19 protein-coding genes are annotated in these 16,461 nt (G+C 68.0%); 10 read left to right on the plus strand and 9 right to left on the minus strand.

Features of this window, described 5'->3' with window-relative positions; genetic code table 11:
- Window positions 1-8: 8 nt before the first annotated feature.
- The 6 genes from flgG to flgB are packed head-to-tail and all read right to left on the minus strand — an operon-like array spanning window position 9 to window position 3,493.
- Window positions 9-797, minus strand: coding sequence for a flagellar basal-body rod protein FlgG (flgG, locus tag C0V78_RS12710; protein ID WP_101798047.1), 789 nt, complete (start codon window positions 795-797; stop codon window positions 9-11).
- Between the two features lie 18 nt (window positions 798-815).
- Window positions 816-1,556 (minus strand): flagellar basal body rod protein FlgF, encoded by a 741-nt coding sequence (locus C0V78_RS12715; protein WP_101798048.1) that lies wholly within the window; start codon window positions 1,554-1,556, stop codon window positions 816-818.
- A gap of 11 nt (window positions 1,557-1,567) precedes the next feature.
- Window positions 1,568-2,383 carry a flagellar hook-basal body protein gene (locus C0V78_RS12720; RefSeq protein WP_101798049.1) on the minus strand — a complete coding sequence of 272 codons (816 nt, stop codon included), beginning with the start codon at window positions 2,381-2,383 and terminating at the stop codon, window positions 1,568-1,570.
- 12 nt (window positions 2,384-2,395) lie between these two features.
- On the minus strand, window positions 2,396-2,737 hold the full coding sequence (locus tag C0V78_RS12725; RefSeq protein ID WP_101798050.1) for a flagellar hook capping FlgD N-terminal domain-containing protein: 342 nt from the start codon (window positions 2,735-2,737) through the stop codon (window positions 2,396-2,398).
- Complete coding sequence (gene flgC / locus C0V78_RS12730; protein ID WP_101798051.1) at window positions 2,734-3,144, minus strand: flagellar basal body rod protein FlgC; 411 nt, start codon at window positions 3,142-3,144, stop codon at window positions 2,734-2,736. Before flgC ends, C0V78_RS12725 begins: the two co-directional genes overlap by 4 nt.
- Before the next feature lies 1 nt (window position 3,145).
- Entirely contained in the window at window positions 3,146-3,493 is a 348-nt protein-coding gene (gene flgB / locus C0V78_RS12735) for a flagellar basal body rod protein FlgB (protein ID WP_101798052.1), read from the minus strand.
- A 174-nt stretch (window positions 3,494-3,667) separates the two neighbouring features.
- On the opposite strand from flgB, the gene C0V78_RS12740 reads away from it, so the two are divergent.
- The 8 genes from C0V78_RS12740 to C0V78_RS12775 all read left to right on the plus strand — a co-directional run bounded on the left by C0V78_RS12740 (window position 3,668) and on the right by C0V78_RS12775 (window position 9,787).
- A complete protein-coding gene (locus C0V78_RS12740) occupies window positions 3,668-4,333 on the plus strand; it encodes a MotA/TolQ/ExbB proton channel family protein (protein WP_101798368.1) in 666 nt (221 codons plus the stop codon).
- Window positions 4,333-4,785, plus strand: a complete 453-nt coding sequence (locus C0V78_RS12745; RefSeq protein ID WP_144039896.1) for a hypothetical protein — start codon at window positions 4,333-4,335, stop codon at window positions 4,783-4,785. The genes C0V78_RS12740 and C0V78_RS12745 overlap by 1 nt, the downstream gene beginning before the upstream one ends.
- Window positions 4,782-5,315 (plus strand): flagella basal body P-ring formation protein FlgA, encoded by a 534-nt coding sequence (locus C0V78_RS12750; protein ID WP_101798054.1) that lies wholly within the window; start codon window positions 4,782-4,784, stop codon window positions 5,313-5,315. Before C0V78_RS12745 ends, C0V78_RS12750 begins: the two co-directional genes overlap by 4 nt.
- Window positions 5,316-5,397: 82 nt before the next feature.
- On the plus strand, window positions 5,398-5,685 hold the full coding sequence (locus C0V78_RS12755; RefSeq protein WP_101798055.1) for a flagellar biosynthesis anti-sigma factor FlgM: 288 nt from the start codon (window positions 5,398-5,400) through the stop codon (window positions 5,683-5,685).
- Window positions 5,682-6,005, plus strand: a complete 324-nt coding sequence (locus C0V78_RS12760; RefSeq protein ID WP_254049916.1) for a flagellar protein FlgN — start codon at window positions 5,682-5,684, stop codon at window positions 6,003-6,005. Before C0V78_RS12755 ends, C0V78_RS12760 begins: the two co-directional genes overlap by 4 nt.
- 63 nt (window positions 6,006-6,068) lie before the next feature.
- Window positions 6,069-6,938 (plus strand): transglycosylase SLT domain-containing protein, encoded by an 870-nt coding sequence (locus tag C0V78_RS12765; protein ID WP_101798057.1) that lies wholly within the window; start codon window positions 6,069-6,071, stop codon window positions 6,936-6,938.
- A gap of 3 nt (window positions 6,939-6,941) precedes the next feature.
- Window positions 6,942-9,056, plus strand: a complete 2,115-nt coding sequence (locus C0V78_RS12770; protein WP_101798058.1) for a flagellar biosynthesis protein FlhA — start codon at window positions 6,942-6,944, stop codon at window positions 9,054-9,056.
- Entirely contained in the window at window positions 9,053-9,787 is a 735-nt protein-coding gene (locus C0V78_RS12775; protein ID WP_101798059.1) for a sigma-70 family RNA polymerase sigma factor, read from the plus strand. Before C0V78_RS12770 ends, C0V78_RS12775 begins: the two co-directional genes overlap by 4 nt.
- A gap of 1 nt (window position 9,788) precedes the next feature.
- Here the strand turns inward: C0V78_RS12775 and C0V78_RS12780 are convergent, their stop codons facing one another.
- The gene (locus C0V78_RS12780; protein ID WP_101798060.1) at window positions 9,789-11,834 is read right to left on the minus strand and encodes a protein-disulfide reductase DsbD; all 2,046 of its coding nucleotides are present in this window, start codon (window positions 11,832-11,834) and stop codon (window positions 9,789-9,791) included.
- Window positions 11,835-11,933: 99 nt separating this feature from the next.
- Here C0V78_RS12780 and C0V78_RS12785 point away from each other — a divergent pair, with 99 nt between their 5' ends.
- Both C0V78_RS12785 and C0V78_RS12790 read left to right on the plus strand, forming a co-directional pair.
- Window positions 11,934-13,571: an alkaline phosphatase family protein gene (locus C0V78_RS12785; protein ID WP_101798061.1), complete on the plus strand. Its 1,638-nt coding sequence runs from the start codon at window positions 11,934-11,936 to the stop codon at window positions 13,569-13,571.
- Window positions 13,568-14,779, plus strand: coding sequence for a UbiH/UbiF/VisC/COQ6 family ubiquinone biosynthesis hydroxylase (locus C0V78_RS12790; RefSeq protein ID WP_101798062.1), 1,212 nt, complete (start codon window positions 13,568-13,570; stop codon window positions 14,777-14,779). The genes C0V78_RS12785 and C0V78_RS12790 overlap by 4 nt, the downstream gene beginning before the upstream one ends.
- 16 nt (window positions 14,780-14,795) lie before the next feature.
- On the opposite strand, the gene C0V78_RS12795 is transcribed toward C0V78_RS12790, so the two are convergent.
- Both C0V78_RS12795 and C0V78_RS12800 read right to left on the minus strand, forming a co-directional pair.
- Entirely contained in the window at window positions 14,796-15,806 is a 1,011-nt protein-coding gene (locus C0V78_RS12795; protein ID WP_101798063.1) for an LLM class flavin-dependent oxidoreductase, read from the minus strand.
- Between the two features lie 11 nt (window positions 15,807-15,817).
- On the minus strand, window positions 15,818-16,312 hold the full coding sequence (locus C0V78_RS12800; protein WP_101798064.1) for a nitroreductase/quinone reductase family protein: 495 nt from the start codon (window positions 16,310-16,312) through the stop codon (window positions 15,818-15,820).
- Window positions 16,313-16,461 lie beyond the last annotated feature (149 nt).

A 16,461-nucleotide genomic window follows, 5' to 3' on the forward strand; every position in this document is an offset into this window, starting at 1 on the left:
CGGCATCCTCACAGCGTCTGGTTCGCGTTGCGCAGCATCTCGTCCACGGCGGCGATCATCTTGGAATTGATCTCGTAGGCGCGCTGGCATTCGATCATGTCGACCAGTTCCTCGACCACGTTGACGTTGGAGCTTTCCAGCATTCCCTGCCGGATGTTGCCGCGCCCGCCATCGCCCGCCGCGCCGATCTGCGCCGCGCCGCTGGCTCCGGTTTCGACCAGGAAGTTGTCGCCGATGGCCTTGAGGCCGGCGGGATTGGCAAAGCTTGCAACCGTGATCTGGCCCAGCGTCGTTGCCTCTGCCTGTCCGGCAACGGCGGCGGATACGGTGCCGTCTGCGGCGATGGAGATCGAGGTGGCGTTCTCGGGGATGGTGATCGCCGGTTGCAGGGCATAGCCCTGCGAGGTGACGAGCTGGCCCTCGGCCGAGCGGGTGAAATTGCCCGCGCGGGTATAGCCCAGCTGCCCGCCCGGCAGCGCCACCTGGAAAAAGCCGTTGCCGTCCAGGGCCAGGTCCAGCGCATTGCCGGTGGTGGCCAGTTCCCCCTGCGTCTCGATGCGCGAGGTGGATTGCACGCCCACCCCGGTGCCCAGGTTCAGGCCGATGGCGTAGGTCGTTTCGTTCGAGCTTTGCTGCCCGGCAACGCGCGCATCCTGATAGGCCAGGGTGGCGAAATTGGCGCGGTCGCGCTTGTAGCCGGTGGTGCCGACATTCGCGAGGTTGTTGGCGATCACCCGCATGCGCTGGTCCTGGGCTTCAAGACCGGTGCGGGCGACGTGGAGGGCGGATGAGGGCATGGTTTGCTCCTATGCAGTTCAGGTGATGCGCATCAGGGCCGCGCCGCCCTCGTCGATGTCGCGGGCGGTGGCGACCAGCTTGGTGCGGATGTCGAACAGGCGCTGGGCCTCGATCATTTCGGTCAGGACTTCGGTGGCGCTGACATTGGACTGCTCCAGCGCACCAACCATGACGCGGCCTTCCTCGTCCCCCGGCAGAACGCCGCCGCCGAACACGCGGAACAGGCCGTCGAGACCCTTCTCGATCCGCGTGCCGGCCGGACTGGCCAGCTTGATGCGGTCCAGCCGGACAGGCGGCACGTCGGGCGTGGCCGGATCGCGCAGCAGGATCTGCCCGTCGGGGGCAATGATCGCCTCGCGCCCGGGCGGAATGGTGATCGGCCCGCCTTCGCCCACCACGGGCGCGCCTTCGCCGTTCACCAGCAGGCCCGATGCCGCGATGTTGAGATCGCCGCGCCGGGTATAGGCCTCGGTGCCGTCGCTGGCCTGGACGGCCAGCATGACATTGCCTTCCATGGCGATGTCGAGCCCGCGCCCCGTGCGGTTGACCGATCCCGCCTTCATGTTTGCCCCGCGCACTTCGGTGGAATTGGCGGCGCGCACCTCCAGCCCCGGGCCTTCCAGCGTCATCGGCGTCATGGCCAGCAGGTCGGCGCGAAAGCCGATGGTCTGGGCGTTCGCCATGTTGCTGGCGATCACCCGCTGGCGCTGCATCGAGCTGGAAAGGCCGGAGAAGGCGGTGTGGATCAGGCGGTCCATGGTTCAGCCCGTCAGGTCCGCAGGTTGATGATCGTTTGCGACACCTGCGTTGCCGTATCGATCGCCTTGGCATTGGCCTGGAAATAGCGCTGCGCCGTGATCAGGCCGACCAGCTCTTCGGCAATATCGACGTTGGACCGCTCGACCGCGCCCGAAAGCAATGTGCCGAACTGGCTGGTGCTGGGCTGGCCATAGATCGGCGCGCCGGAAATGCCGGTGGCCTCCCAGTTCGAATTGCCCAGCTGCTGCAGCCCGTTGGGCGCGATGAAATCGGCCAGCGCGATCACGCCGATCGTGGTGTTGCTGCCATCGGCGTAGGAGGCGATGACCTTGCCCTCGTCGCTTACCGTCACGCCGGCAAAGTCCGATCCGGCGCCATTGGTGGCCGGGATCAGCGCATCGACCGTGCTGGCGGTGGAAGTGATGTTGCCCGCCGTGTCGACCGGGAACAGCTGCAGCCGGTTGCCGCTGGCATTGGTGATGTAGCCGGCGCCATCGACGCCGAAGGATCCGGCGCGGGTGAACTGGGTGCGGCCTGAAAGCGGGGCCTTGGTGGTGAACAGGCCATCGCCGTTGACCGCAAGGTCCAACGCGTTGCCCGTCTGCTCGATCGGGCCGAGCGAGAATTCCTGCGTGATCGAGGCGACGCGACTGCCGATGCCCTGCGTCATCGAGGGATCGGTCAGCACCGATACGGCAACGATATCGGCAAAGTTGGTGCGGCTCTTCTTGAAGCCGGCGGTTTCGGCATTGGCCAGGTTGTGGCTGATCACGCCAAGATCGGTCTGGGCGTTCTTGAGGCCGGTGAGCGAGGTGTAGAAGGACATGGGAACGGTTCCTTAGGCGGGGGTGGAGGGCGTGGCGGCGGCGGACGGTGCGGCGGGGGCGTTGACCAGCGATGCCAGGCTGGCGGCGGCGGCCTGCTGGGCGGCGATCACGGCATCGAGCTTTTCGGCGATGGCCTTGAGCGTCGTGCCGCTTTCGCTGGTCGCCGAAAGCGAGGAAAACTGGGCGAGCTGCGCCAGCATGTCCTTGTTGTCGACCGGGTCGGTCGGGTCCTGCTGCGAAAGCTGCGCGGTCATCAGCTTGATGAAGTCGCCCGCGCCCAGCGCGGCGAAGCCGTATTTCTTCTCGCCTGTCGCGGCTGCGGCAGCGCCGTTGGTTCCGGTGATCGTGGTCATTTCATCCTCATCGTTTCGAGCATCAGCTGCTTGGCGGTGGACATGGCCTCGACCAGGTTCTGGTACTGGCGCGAAGCTTCGAGCATCTCGACCATCTCGGCGTTCTCATCGACCGGGGCGGTCCAGACATTGCCCTCGGCATCGGCGAGGGGGTGGTCGGGGTTGTACTGCTTGACCGGCGCGGCCTGGCTGCGGACCACGGCGGTAACGTCCACGGCAGCAAGGCCGCTCGCCTGGTCGAGGCTGGCGGCAAACACGGGGCGCAGCGGGCGGTAGGTGCCCTCTGCGCTGCCCGCGACCGATCCGGCATTGGCCAGGTTGGAGGCGGCGGCGTTCATCCGCACCAGCTGGGCGGACATGCCCCGCTGGGCGAGGTTGAACAGGCTGGTGGGCGGGGTCCCGGCCATGTCACTCGCCCTTCAGCGCGCGGGTGATCGTGCTGACCCGGCCGTTGATGAACTGGAGCGTTGCCGAATAGCCGACCGCATTCTCCGAGAAGGCGAGCTGCTCGGTCGCCATTTCCACGGTGTTGCCGTCAAGGCTGGGCATCGTCGGCACGCGAAAGCGCGTGGCGCTGGCCACCGCCTGCTCATCGCTCATGCCGCGCGTGCGGGCATTGAGCGCGGCGGCGAAATCGATGTCGCGCGCCTTGTAGCCGGGAGTGGCGGCATTGGCGATGTTCGAGGTGAGCAGGCCCATGCGTTGCGAACGCAGTTGCAGCGCCACCCCGTGTATGCCGAAAAGTCCTTTGCTCATGGCTCCAATCTGCCTTTCGCATCTGTGCGCGATGGAAAGAGCAAACCCCGTGCCAAATGCAGGAATGGCGCAATTGCGTGCTTTGCGCGCCGCGTGACCGGCAAGGGCTTGCCGCTGACCGGCAAATGTCCGCCGCCGGCTGAATTGCTGCGAATGCCGCCGTTCTTCGAAGGCATGACTTTCGAAAGCCTTATCGACGGGCCCAGCGCCCTGATCGTCATCGGCGGCACCGTGCTGGCCACGGTCCTGCGCAGCGGCTGGCGCGAATGCGCGGTTGCGGCCAGGGAGATCGCCCACCTGTGGGGCACGCCTTTCGTCCCGGGAGAGGCGCGGGCGGAACTGGCGCGACAGGTGCAGGATATCCGCCAGGACGGCCTGCTGCGCGCCACCCACCACCACACCGGCGACCCCGAGCTGGATGATGCGACCGACGCGCTGTTCCACAAGCGCTCCATCGCCGCGCTTGTCGCCGCGCATGAAAAGCACAAGGCGCGGCGGCTGGCGATGAGCAACACCGCCGTGCGCCTGTTTGCCCAGGCGGCGGAACTGGCGCCCGTGTTCGGCATGGTCGGCACGCTGGTTTCGCTCAACCACCTGCCGCAGGAGCTGGCCAATGGCGACTATTCGGGCGCCATCGGCATGGCCGTGCTGACCACGCTTTACGGCCTGCTCGCCGCCAACCTGATCTTCGCCCCCATCGCCCGCCTGATCGAGCGCGCCGCCAACAAGGAAGAGGCGCAGCGGCAGGAAGTGGTCGAATGGCTGACCGCCCAGCTTGCCGATGCGGGCACGCCGATCGGCCCGTTCGAACGCCGCCGCGCGCAGCAGGAGGCGGCGTGATGGCAATTGCCCCGGTGCAGATGCGCGCCGGTGTCGGCTGGCAATATGCCTTTACCGACATGGCGCTGATCCTGTTCATGGTCTCCGCAGCCGCGCTGGCGAAGGCGCCTGCCGCCGGCACCTCTGCCCCGCCTCCGGCAAGGCCCGCAGCCCCGCCTGAACTGGCCGACCCGGTGGGCTTGTGGCGGCCTGCGCCGGGTATGCCGGGCCTTGCCGAATGGCTCGCCCGCCAGCCGCGCGATGCCCGCCAGCGGCTGACCATCGTTGCCCGCTATGCCGGAAGCGACGCCGCCCCGGCATCCGCCCGCGCTGCCGCCCTGCTGCGCGAGGCCGGAACTGCTGCCGGCCCGGTCCGGCTGGTCGTCGAACCCGGCGAGGCGGACGATCTTGCCGCCGCGCTCACCTGGGATGCCGGCGCTGTGCCTGCCCCGAAGGATATCAAGAAGCCATGAAACGCCTTGCCCTGTCACCCGCCGTTCTCCCCGTCGTTATCCTTGCGTCTGCCGCGCTGCTTGCTGCCCCCTTGCAGGCGCAGGCCACGGCAGACCTTGCCGCCATCGACCGCGCGGTTGAGGCCTTTACCGGTGCCCCAATCGGCGCGCCCGGCGGGGCGGCCCAGCCGGTTGACCGGCGGCTGCACCTTGGCCGATGCGCCGCGCCGCCCGCGCTTTCGTGGTACGGATCGCGCCGCGATACCGTGCTGGTGCGTTGCCCCGATCCCGGATCGTGGCGGGTGTTCGTGCCGCTTTCGGTCGGTTCCGCGCCCGAGCGTTCCACCCCCGCCGTCCTGCGCGGAGAGGGCGTGACGATTGCCGTTGCCGGTGAAGGCTTCACCGTCGCACAGGCCGGCGAGGCGCTGGAGCCGGGGCCGATAGGTGCCTGGATTCGCGTGCGTTCCGCCCAGGCCGGCGCCCAGCCGATCCGCGCCCGCGTGGTCCGCCCCGGGCTTGTCACGGTCGATCTCGGCAATGGCTTGCCGTGATGGGGCGGCAAGAAATTTCCGCCCGGCTTAAATTTCTTGCCGGGTCGCCGTTCTGCTCCTCGGACAAACACGGAGCGGCACCATGCCAATCGAACCAAGCCAGTCAGTCGGGCCCCTGCGCACTGTCAGCGCACTCGATGCCCGGACCGTCCGTACGGGTGCCGGAGAGCGCCCTGCCGACACCGGCCGGGCAGCCCCGCAAACGATGGTCGCCACCAGCGAGGCGCTCGATCCCGGGCCGGTCCCGGTCGATACCGAACGTGTCAGCCAGGTGCGCAAGGCGATCGAAAGCGGCAGCTATCCGCTGGTCCCGGCCAAGATCGCCGATGCCATCATCGCTGCCGGCCTGCTGCTGAGGAGCCCCAAATGAGCCAATTGCGCGACCAGTTGCGGCAGATGGTTGCCGTTCTTGAAGACGAACGGCAGGCGCTTGCCGGGCTGGACCTCGATGGCATCGTCGGTGCCAGCCAGGGCAAGACCACGCTGTGCGACGTTCTGGCCGAAGCCGACGCCGCGCAGGTGGACGAGGAATGCCGCGGCCTGCTGGAAGCGGCGCGGCGGCTGAACGAGGTAAACCGCCAGGTTCGCAACCTGATTGCGGCCAATGTCTCGGCCCGCCTCGATGCCCTCACCGGCTCGGCCTCGCTTTACCGCGCCAGCCCGGCCTATGCCTATGCAGGTGCCCGATAGGGGCAACTGGCACGCCTCTTGCTGAACCCCTGAGCGGAACCACCGCTGCAAGGGGGCAAGAGTTTGAGCCAGGTCCAGTCGCCAGCGCCAAGGGCAACAGGCGAAGCGCACGTCCGCGCCGCCATCGCGCGTGCCGCCAGCGCTACCGGCGTCGATTTCGATTTCCTGCTGGCCCAGGCCAAGATCGAATCCGGCCTGAAGCCGAACGCCGAAGCGCCAACCTCATCGGCGGCGGGGCTTTACCAGTTCACCAACTCCACCTGGCTGCGCACCTTTGCCCGCCACGGCGAGAAGCACGGCATCGGCTGGGCGGGGGCGGCGCTTTCCGATCCGGCCATGCGCACGCAGGCCATGGCGCTGCGCTATGATCCGCAGGTCGCGGCGCTGATGGCGGGCGAACTGGCCAATGACAACCGCGCCGCGCTGACGGCATCGCTGGGCCACGAACCCGATGCGAGCGAGCTGTATCTTGCCCATTTCCTCGGTTCTGCGGGGGCGGGCCGGTTCCTAAACGCACTGGCCAGCGATCCCGCGCAAAGCGCGGCCGCGCTGCTGCCTGCTGCTGCCGGGGCGAACCGTTCGATCTTCTACACGCCCGCCGGCGCGCCGCGCTCGGTCAGCGAAGTCATGGGCCTGATCCGCGCCAAGGTGGACGGCGCGATGGAGGGCGGGGAAGGGCCGGGCCCCGGCCTGCCGGCTCCCTTTGCATCCCCTGACGCAGCTTTCCCGACGGCCCTTGCCGCCGCCGCGCCGCCGTCGGTGCCGATGGGGCCGATTGCCCGCGAATTCCACGCCGCCGCGCCGCCCACGCAGGAGCGCCCTTCGATGGCCGAGACGCTGCGCCAGGCTTTCGCGCTGGGCACGCAGGCCGGCAGCGCCGCGCCGGGCCATGTCCGCACCGCCTATGCGCGGCTCTCGGCGATGGGGCTCTAGGCCATGCTGAAGCGCTTTTCCAAGCCCGCAGCCCTCGCGCTGCCGGCAGGCATCCTCAGCCTGATCCTGCTGATGATCGTGCCGGTGCCGACCTTGCTGCTCGACGTGTTCTTCGTGCTCAACATCGCCTTGTCGGTCGCCGTGCTGATGGCCGCGCTCAATGCGGAAAAGCCGCTCGATTTCTCGGCCTTCCCCTCGGTCCTGCTGTTTGCCACGCTGCTGCGGCTGTCGCTCAACGTCGCCTCGACCCGCGTCGTGCTGGTCAACGGGCACGAAGGGGGTGCGGCCGCCGGCAAGGTGATCGAGGCATTCGGCGAATTCCTCGTCGGCGGCAATTTTGCGGTCGGGCTGTTCGTCTTCCTGATCCTCGTCATCATCAACATGGTGGTGGTGACGAAGGGCGCGGGCCGCGTGTCCGAGGTTTCCGCGCGCTTCACCCTTGATGCCCTGCCGGGCAAGCAGATGGCCATCGACGCCGACCTTGCCGCCGGACTGCTGACTGCCGAGGAAGCCAAGGCGCGGCGCAAGGAAGTGGCGACCGAGGCCGATTTCTACGGCGCGATGGACGGTTCGTCGAAGTTCGTGAAGGGCGATGCCATTGCCGCGCTGCTGATCCTGGCGGTGAACATCATTGCCGGCTTCATCCTTGGCATGGTCAGCCACGGCCTTTCCGCGAGCGAGGCCGCACAAAACTATATCACCTTGGCCGTCGGCGATGCGCTGGTGGCGCAGGTTCCGGCGCTGCTGCTGTCGATTGCCGCCGCGGCTATCGTCACCCGCGTATCCGACAACCGCGACCTTTCCGGGCAGATCGGCAGCCAGTTCGCCGGTCCTTCGACCTGGCTGCCGGTGGCGGTCGTGCTGGCGGCGATGGGCTGCATTCCCGCCATGCCGCAAAGCATCTTCTTCCCCGCCGCTGCCGGTGCCTTCATGCTTTACCGCAAGCTCAAGGCCCGAGCCGAGCGCCCGGTTCCCGTGGCCGAGCCGCCCGCCCCCGATCCCGGGCGCATCGCGCTGGAGGACGTTTCCGACCATACGCTGGTCACCATCGAGCTTGGCTATGGCCTGGTCCACCTGGTCGACGACAAGCGCGGATCGCCGCTCGTCGCCCGGATCACGGGGGTGCGCAAGCAGCTCAGCCAGACCTTCGGTTTCATCGTGCCGCAGTTCCGGGTGCGCGATGCGCTGGAACTGCCGCCGAACGACTATCGCGTCCTGCTGGGCGGCGTGCCGCTGGGCGGGGCCACCGTCCGGGCGGACAAGGTATTGGCCATCGATGCCGGCGACGCGCGCGACAATCATACGCTTGCCGGAGAGCCGACCACCGATCCCAGCTTCGGCTGTCCCGCGCTGTGGATCGATCCCGGCCAGCGCGACCATGCCGTGGCCGAGGGCTTCCTGACGGTCGATCCCGGCACGGTCATCGCCACGCACCTCAACCAGCTGCTCGGCGATCGCCCGCAGGCCCTGCTCGGCCCGGACGAGGTGCGCGCCATCCTCGATGGCGTGAAGGAGCACGCCGCCGGTCTGGTCGAAACGGTCACGCCCGCGCCGCTCAGCCTTGCCGCGCTTACCCGCCTGCTGCGCACGCTGCTGGAAGAGGGCGTGCCCATCGGCCACCCGCTGCCGATCCTCGCCAGCCTGAGCCAGGCGGTGCAGGTGACGGTGGAGCACGAACGGCTGGTGGACATGGTCCGCGCGGACCTGGGTGGGCTGATCGTCGGGCGCATCTGCGCGCCGGGCGAGCGGTTGCCGGTGCTCACCCTCGATGCCAGCCTTGAGCAGGCGATCGTCCAGGGGCTGCACGATCCCACGACCGGCCAGCCGGTGATCGAGCCCGACCTTGCCCGCGCCATTGGCGAGCGGGTGGCCGCCATCGTCGCCAGCCAGCCCCCCGGCGGGCCGCCACCGGCGCTGATCGTCCAGCCGCGCGCGCGCCGGGCGCTGGCCCAGCTGCTGCGCCTGCGGGCACCTGCCTGCACCGTGCTTTCAATCGCGGAGCTGCCGCCCGCCCAGCCGATCGAAGTGCTCAGCGTGATCGGCGGCGAAGCGCTTGCGCCCGAAGTTCCCGCGCTCTCCGCGCCCCATTCCACTCCCAGTGAAGAGCTAGCCGCATGAAGCATGATCACACGCCTTTTGCCGCCGCCCGCAACGCCTATCGCGGCGATATTGCCGACCGGGTGCGGCGCTTCCTGCCGATGGTGAAGCGCCTTGCATGGCACGTTCACGGATCGGGCCGGCCGGGGATCGAGATGGAAGACCTGATGCAGGCGGGCCTCGTGGCGCTCACCGAATGTGCGCAGAAGCACGCCGGGCCGGGCGAGGACGGGTTCGCCGCCTATGCCAAGCTGCGGGTGCGCGGCGCCATGGTGGACCTCATCCGCCGCTCCGTGCCGCTGTCGCGCGGGGCGACCGAACGGCGGCGCAACCTGCGCGAGAAGGAAACCGTGCTGCGCGGCCAGCTGGGGCGCGACCCGACCAGCGCCGAACTGGCCGAGGCCATGGGCCTAGACGAGGCAGAGCTGGCCGACATGCGATCGACCAGCGAGCCGCTGCGCTTCGAGGCAATCGACGAGGCCTATTCCGACAGCGACATGGCTTTTGCCGACGACAGCCCGGATTCGTTCAACCTGCTGGCTGACGAGGAAGTGCGCGAAGCCCTGGCCGAGGCCATTGCCGGCCTGCCCGAACGGCTCAAGCTGGTAACGCAGCTCTACTTCGTCGAGGAACTGAACCTCTCGGAAATCGCCTCGGTCCTCGAAGTCTCGATCCCGCGCGTGCACCAGCTGAAGGCGCAGGCGCTGGCCAGGCTGAAGGAAGCGATGGAGGGCGTGGCGGAGGTGTTGTGAACTAGTCGCCCCTGCTGCCGGCTTTCTCGATCAGCAGTCCCACACTCAACACCTGCGGCAATTGCTCCGTATCCTTGCCCGGCGCGTACCACAGGTAGAGCGGCACCCCGGCGGCGCCCTGTTCGGTGAGGAAACGGGTGATCGCCGGATCGCGGCGGGTCCAGTCGCCGACGAGCACCTGTACGCCGGCCTTGTCGAAGGCGGACTTGGTCTCCTCGCGCTCGATGGCGGCCTTCTCGTTGACCTTGCAGGTCAGGCACCAATCAGCGGTGAAGTAGACGAAGACCGGCCTGCCCGATGCGCGGGCCTTGGCCAGGGCTTCTTCGGAAAAGGGCTTGGCATCGAGGATGGATTCGATGCCTGCATGTCCCGGTGCGTAGAGCCTGGGCAGCTTTTCGACCCCAACCAAGCCGATCAGCACCAGCATGGCCGCGAGCATCCAGCCTGCGGCCTTGCCGGCGCGCTGGCGGCGGCCTGTCGACCACAGGGCGACAATCAGGGCGAGCGCAAGGAAGGCGCTAAGCACGGCGAACCCGTCTCCCCCCAGCCGCCAGCACAGCCACAGCAGTGCCAGCGCGGTGAGCGCCATCGGCACGGCCATCAGCTTCCTGAACCACACCATCCACTTGCCGGGGCGCGGCAGGAGGCCGCGCAGCGCCGGGACATAGGCAACCGCGAGGAAGGGAAGGGCCAGCCCCAGCCCGAGCGCGATGAACAGCGCCATGCCCTCCGCCACTGGCAGCAGCAGCGCCGCGCCCATGGCGGCGGCCATGAACGGGCCGGTGCAGGGCGTGGCGGCGAAGGCGGCAAGCAGCCCGGTGGCAAAAGCACCCTGGGGGCTGCCTTCGCGGGCAAAGCCGGGGACGGCGAATTCGTAAAGGCCGAGCAGGTTGGCGGTGATCGCCGTCGCCAGCAGCAGCAGGACGACGACGACGCCCGGCTCCTGCAACTGGAAGGCCCAGCCCACTTCTTCGCCGCCCGCGCGCAGGGCGAGCAGCAGCGCCCCCAGCGCCGCGCAGGCGAGGACGACGCCGGCGGTATAGGCCAGCCCCTCGCGCCGTGCCTCGGCCTCGCTCTCGCCTGCGCGGGCGAGGGACAGGGCCTTCAGGCTGAGGATCGGGAAGACGCAGGGCATCACGTTGAGCAGCAGGCCGCCCGCGAGCGCGGCGAGCAGCAGCATGGGCAGCGACAGGTCGGTAGCGGCATCGCCTTTCAGCGGCGTTCCACCGGCGGGGACCTGGCCGGGAACGGCAGTCAGCTCAACCCCGTCTCCGGCTGCATTGAGCCGCAGGACGCCGGTGAACGATGCCGGATCGATCGCGGCGATCTTCGGCCGCTTCAGCGTGACGATCAGCCAATCGCCGTTGCGGGCAAAGGCCTGGGCGGCGGCATAGTCCACCACATGGTCCTCTCCGGCGAAGAGGTGCGGCTTTTCCAGCTTCACCCCCGCCGGCATGGGAATGCCAAGGCGAATGGCATCGCGGCCAAGCTCGAACTTCGCCTCTGCCCCCAGCGGCGCGGGGAGGGCGGCGCGCCAGCCGTCGAAACGCGGATCGGCCCGGCCCTTGCCGACGGTCAGGCCGGTGGCAAGCTCTGCCGCTTCGGGCACGCAGATCTGGTCGGTGCAGGCCAGCCATTCGGCCTTCACGCGCAGCGGCAGCACCGATCCGGGGCGGGCATCCTGCGGCACGGTGAACTGCGCCAGCACGGCATAGTCATGCTCGTAAACATGGTTCATCAGGCCGGAGATCAGAAGCGTCTCGGGCGTGGGGTACATCAGCGTGCCGCCGGCCACCTTCGCATTGCCGATGAACCATTGGGTCCGCATGCCCTGCCCGGCGTCGCCGGGATTGCGCCAGTATCCGTGCCAGCCCTTGTCCGGCTTCATCACGAAGGCCAGCGTCACCTTTTCGCCGGGCATGGCGGGCTTTTCCGCAACCAGTTCGGCCCGGATGTTGGTGGGGCGCGGCTGGGCCTGCGCCGGGGCGAATCCGGCTGCGGCCAGCAGGGCCAGCGCGATGATGGCGATAAGTCTGCGAAGGGTCATGCGAACGGGGATTCTTTCGTCCAACAGCCCTTGCGCAGTGCGCGCGGGCGTTCCATTCACGGATGTGCCGTTTTTGTTGGCCCGTTTCAAGGAAGACCCATGCGCCTGCGTGCTTTCGCTGCCGTTTCCGCCCTGATTGCCACGCCTGCCCTTGCTGCTGATGAGCCTGCCGCCGCCGCGCCGCCGCGCCTGATCGTCGCGGTTTCGGTTGACCAGTTGAGCGCGGACCTCTTCGCGCAGTACCGCCGCAACTTCACCGGCGGCCTGGCCCGCTTGCAGGACGGGGCGGTGTTCCCCTCTGCCTACCAGGGCCATGCCGCCACGGAAACCTGCCCCGGCCATTCCACCCTGCTTACCGGCGTGCGGCCGGGGCGTAATGGCATCATCGCCAACCACTGGTTCGATCTTTCGCTGCCCCGCGCCGAGAAGCGGATCTACTGTTCCGAGGATGCCTCCGATCCCGAAAGCGGGCCGGACAAGCCGGTGGTTTCGCCGCGCCTGCTGAAGGTGCCGACGCTGGGCGAATGGATGAAGCGCAAGTGGCCCGCCAGCCGCAATGTCGCCGTTTCGGGCAAGGACCGGGCCGTGGCGATGATGGGCGGCCACAAGATCGACCAGGGCTATTGGTGGAAGGGATCGGGATTCACCACCTACAAGGGCGCGCAACTCTCGCCCGTGGTCGAGGCCGAGAACGCGCTGATCGCCAAGGCCATCGCCAAGGGCAGCAAGGCTTTCGCCGCACCGGCATGGTGCGCCCCGCGCGACCGGGCGGTGCGGCTGGGCAAGGATTTCGAGATCGGGCAGGGCCGCTTCCCGGCACCGGCCAAGGACGTGACCGCCTTCAGCCGCAGCCCGCGGCTCGATGCGGCGACGCTCAGCCTCGCCGGGCGGCTGGTGGACGAGATGAAGCTGGGCCGGGGCGATGCGCCCGATCTGATTTCGGTCAGCCTTTCCGCCACGGACTACATCGGCCATTCCGTGGGCAACGAAGGCGTGGAGATGTGCATCCAGCTGGCCGAACTCGATCGCGGACTGGGCGCATTCTTCGCCAGGCTGGACAAGGCCCGGATCGACTATGCCGTGGTGCTGACCGCCGATCATGGCGGTGTCGACGCGACCGAGCGGCTGGCCCAGCAGGCCCTGCCGCGCGCGGTGCGTGTCGATCCCGCGCTGATGCCCGGCGCGCTGGGCCGGGCGATTGCCGCGGAACTGGGCATTACCGGCGTACAGCCGCTGATCTATGGCGATGGGCCGGCGGGCGACATGTATCTCAACCGCGCGCTCACGCCCTCGCAGAAGAGCCGCGCGCTCGATGCGCTGGTATCCCGGCTGCGGGCCCATCCGCAGGTCGCGGCGGCCTATGCCGCCGGCGAACTGGCGGCAACGCCGATGCCGGTGGGCAGCCCGCAGGACTGGAACCTGCGCGACCGTGCCCGCGCCAGCTTCGATCCGGAACGTTCGGGCGATGTCGTCGTCCTGCTCGACCGTGCGGTGATGCCGATCGCCGTGCCGGGCAAGGGCTATACCGCCACGCACGGTTCGCCTTGGGACTATGACCGCCGGGTGCCGCTGATGTTCTGGCGCAAGGGGATCAACGGCTTCGAACAGCCCGCCCCGGTTGAAACCGTGGACATTGCCCCCACCTTGTCCGCGCTGCTGCGGCTGAAGGTGCCGGACGGCAGCTTCGATGGCCGATGCCTCGATATCGATGGTGCAGCAGGGAACACGTGCCGATGAGCGACAGCGCAGATCTCGTCATCCTGGGAGGCGGGCTGGTCGGCATGACGCTGGCCCTGGCCGCCGCGAAGGAGGGCATCTCCAGCCACGTCATCGATCGCGCGACCGAGGCGGAACTGACCGCCGAGGGCGTCGATGGGCGCGCTTCGGCCATTTCCACGGCGAGCTGGAACCTGTTCTGCAACATCGGCCTTGGTGATCGGCTGGCGCCGCTCGGCTGCGCCATCCAGGCGATTGCCGTAACCGATGCGATGAAGCCGGGCCGCATCGATTTCCGCCCCGGCGCGGACGAAGGCACGCTGGGGCTGATGTATGCCAACCGCGATATCCGCATGGCCCTGTTCGCCGCAGCGAAGGAGCAGCCGCTGATCCAGTGGCATACGGCTGCAGAGGCGGTCGAGCGCGAGCGCGGCGAACACGGCGTTCGCGTGACGCTGAGGGACGGGCGCGTCCTGTCGGGCAGCCTGCTGGTCGCCGCCGAGGGCCGGCAATCGCCGACCCGCGACGAGGCCGGCTTCAGCCTCGCCAAGTGGGACTACAAGCACCGCGCGCAGGTGACGGCCCTGTACCACGAGAAGAGCCACGAAGGCGTCGCCTGGGAAATCTTCTATCCTGCCGGGCCGTTCGCGCTTCTGCCGCTGCTGGATGAGAACGGCCGGCATCGTTCGGCGCTGGTCTGGACCGTGGCGGAAAAGGATGCGGCGGCATGGACAGGCCTTTCCGACCGCGCCTTCCTTGCCGAAGTGCAGGAACGGGTGGGCGAGATCCTCGGCAAGGTGGAACTGGCCGCACCGCGCATGTCCTACCCGCTCAACTTCCACCACTCGCGCCACCTGGTGGACAAGCGGCTGGCGCTGGTCGGCGATGCGGCGCACGGCATGCACCCGATCGCCGGGCAGGGCCTCAACCTTGGCCTGCGCGATGTCGGCGCGCTGGTGGAAGTGATCGCCGACGGCATGCGGCTGGGGCTGGAACCCGGCGATGCGCAGGTGCTCGCCCGCTACGAACGCTGGCGCTCGGTCGATGCCTTCATGGTCATGTCGGCCACCGATGCGCTGACCCGCCTGTTCGGCATTCCCGGCCGCCTGCCCTCGGCAATCCGCCGCCTGGGCATGAGCGCGGTGCAGCGGATATCGCCGCTCAAGAAGTTCTTCATGGAAGAAGCCCGCGGGATGAGCGGCGACCTGCCGAAGCTGCTTCGGGCCTGAGCCCGAAGCCAGCGCGTCAGGCGAAGGCGGGCATCACCTTGTCGGCCAGGACCTGGGCATAGGCCTTGAACCGCTCTGCCGGCAGGCCGGGCGGGCGCATCAGCATCAGGTGTTCCAGCGCCGGAGCCTTTGCCTTCATCGCCTCGAACTCGGCCACGGCTTCGTCCGGGGTCATGATCTGCAGGATGCCGCTTTGCTTGAAAGCATCGAGGTCCATGGTCTTGAGCGCGGCATTTTCCATGCCGATGGCCTGGTCTTCGGCCATGAATTCGGAATAGGTGTTGTTGACGTGGTGGTAATAGGGGGCAAGCTCCTCCATCGCCGCATCCTTGTCTTCGGCCATGACCATGAACAGGCAGGTGGCCAGCGCGCGGGCGCTGCCGGGGTCCTTGCCCAGCTCCTTCAGCTTTTCGACATAGGGCGCCACCGCGCCGATATCGCCGAAGTAGCCATCGGCATATCTGGCCACGCGCTCCAGCGCCTTGGGCGCGAAGCCGCCGATGTGCAGCGGGATGCGGCCGCGCGGGGCAGGGGGCATGAGCTGCGCGCCCTTGAGCGAGAAATGCCGCCCTTCGAAATCGACCGTTTCGCCTGCCCACAGCCGGGTGGCGATCTCGAGGAATTCGTCGAACCGTGCCCCGCGCTTGGTGAAATCGAGCCCGTAGGCCTCATACTCGCGGCGGCGGTAGCCGATGGCCAGCGCCATCTCGAGCCGCCCGCCGGAAATGGCATCGAGCGCGACGCAATCTTCGGCAAAGCGCACCGGGTGGTACAGCGGGGCAAGGGCAATCGCGCTGCCCAGCCGGATGCGGCGGGTGCGGGCGGCCATGGCAGCCAGCGCGATCATCGGCGAAGTGACATAGCTGTCACCGGCAAGGTGGTGTTCCGGCACCCAGGCGGCATCGAAGCCCGCTTCCTCGGTCCAGGCGGCAAGAGCTATGGTTTCCTCATAAAGCTCGTGCCAGTCACGCTTCCACTGGTCGGGATTGCGGAAGTCGAACAGGTAGCCGAAGGTCAGGCGGGGCATGGGCGGTTTCCTTATTCGGGGGCCGTGAATACGGGGATTTCGGCCACAGGGCGCATCAGGATCAGCGGCAGGACGCGGTCGGTCGATGCCTGGTAATCCTTGTAGAAGGCGAAGTTGCTGGTCAGCACGGCCCAGGCGAAATCGCGCTCTGCGCCTTCCGGTTCGCGCCATTCGCCCTGCCAGGCCTGCGTGCCGATCTGGAAATCGACCCGCGGATCGGAAATGAGGTTCAGGTACCAGTTTGGGTGGTGATCGGCGCCGCCCTTCGATCCGCAGATAAGCACTTCGCCGCCAACCATGGTGTAGCACAGCGGGGTGATGAGGGTGCGACCGGACTTGCGACCCTTGAAGCGGATCATGCAATGCGTGCCCAGCACCGGCCCGCCCACAGGCGTGATATCCATGATATGGCCCCTGGTGCCGCCGGAACCGATGTACATTTCCATGTGTTCGGTTTTCCAGTCCTTGCGGGCTGCCGCGATTTCCGCGCTGGATTCGTTGCTCATGCAAAAGTCTCCCGGTCGATATCGCGCGATCTTGGCGCATCGAAGCGGTCAGGCCAACCGTCTTGGCCGGGGCCGGGCATCGCCGAGGGGATAAGCCGCGCAGCCCTTTCGCCCGCCTGCGGGTTGCTGTTAGTTTGGCGTCACAACAG

The sequence above is a fragment of the Novosphingobium sp. TH158 genome (assembly GCF_002855555.1).
In the GTDB taxonomy this organism is placed as follows: Bacteria; Pseudomonadota; Alphaproteobacteria; order Sphingomonadales; family Sphingomonadaceae; genus Novosphingobium.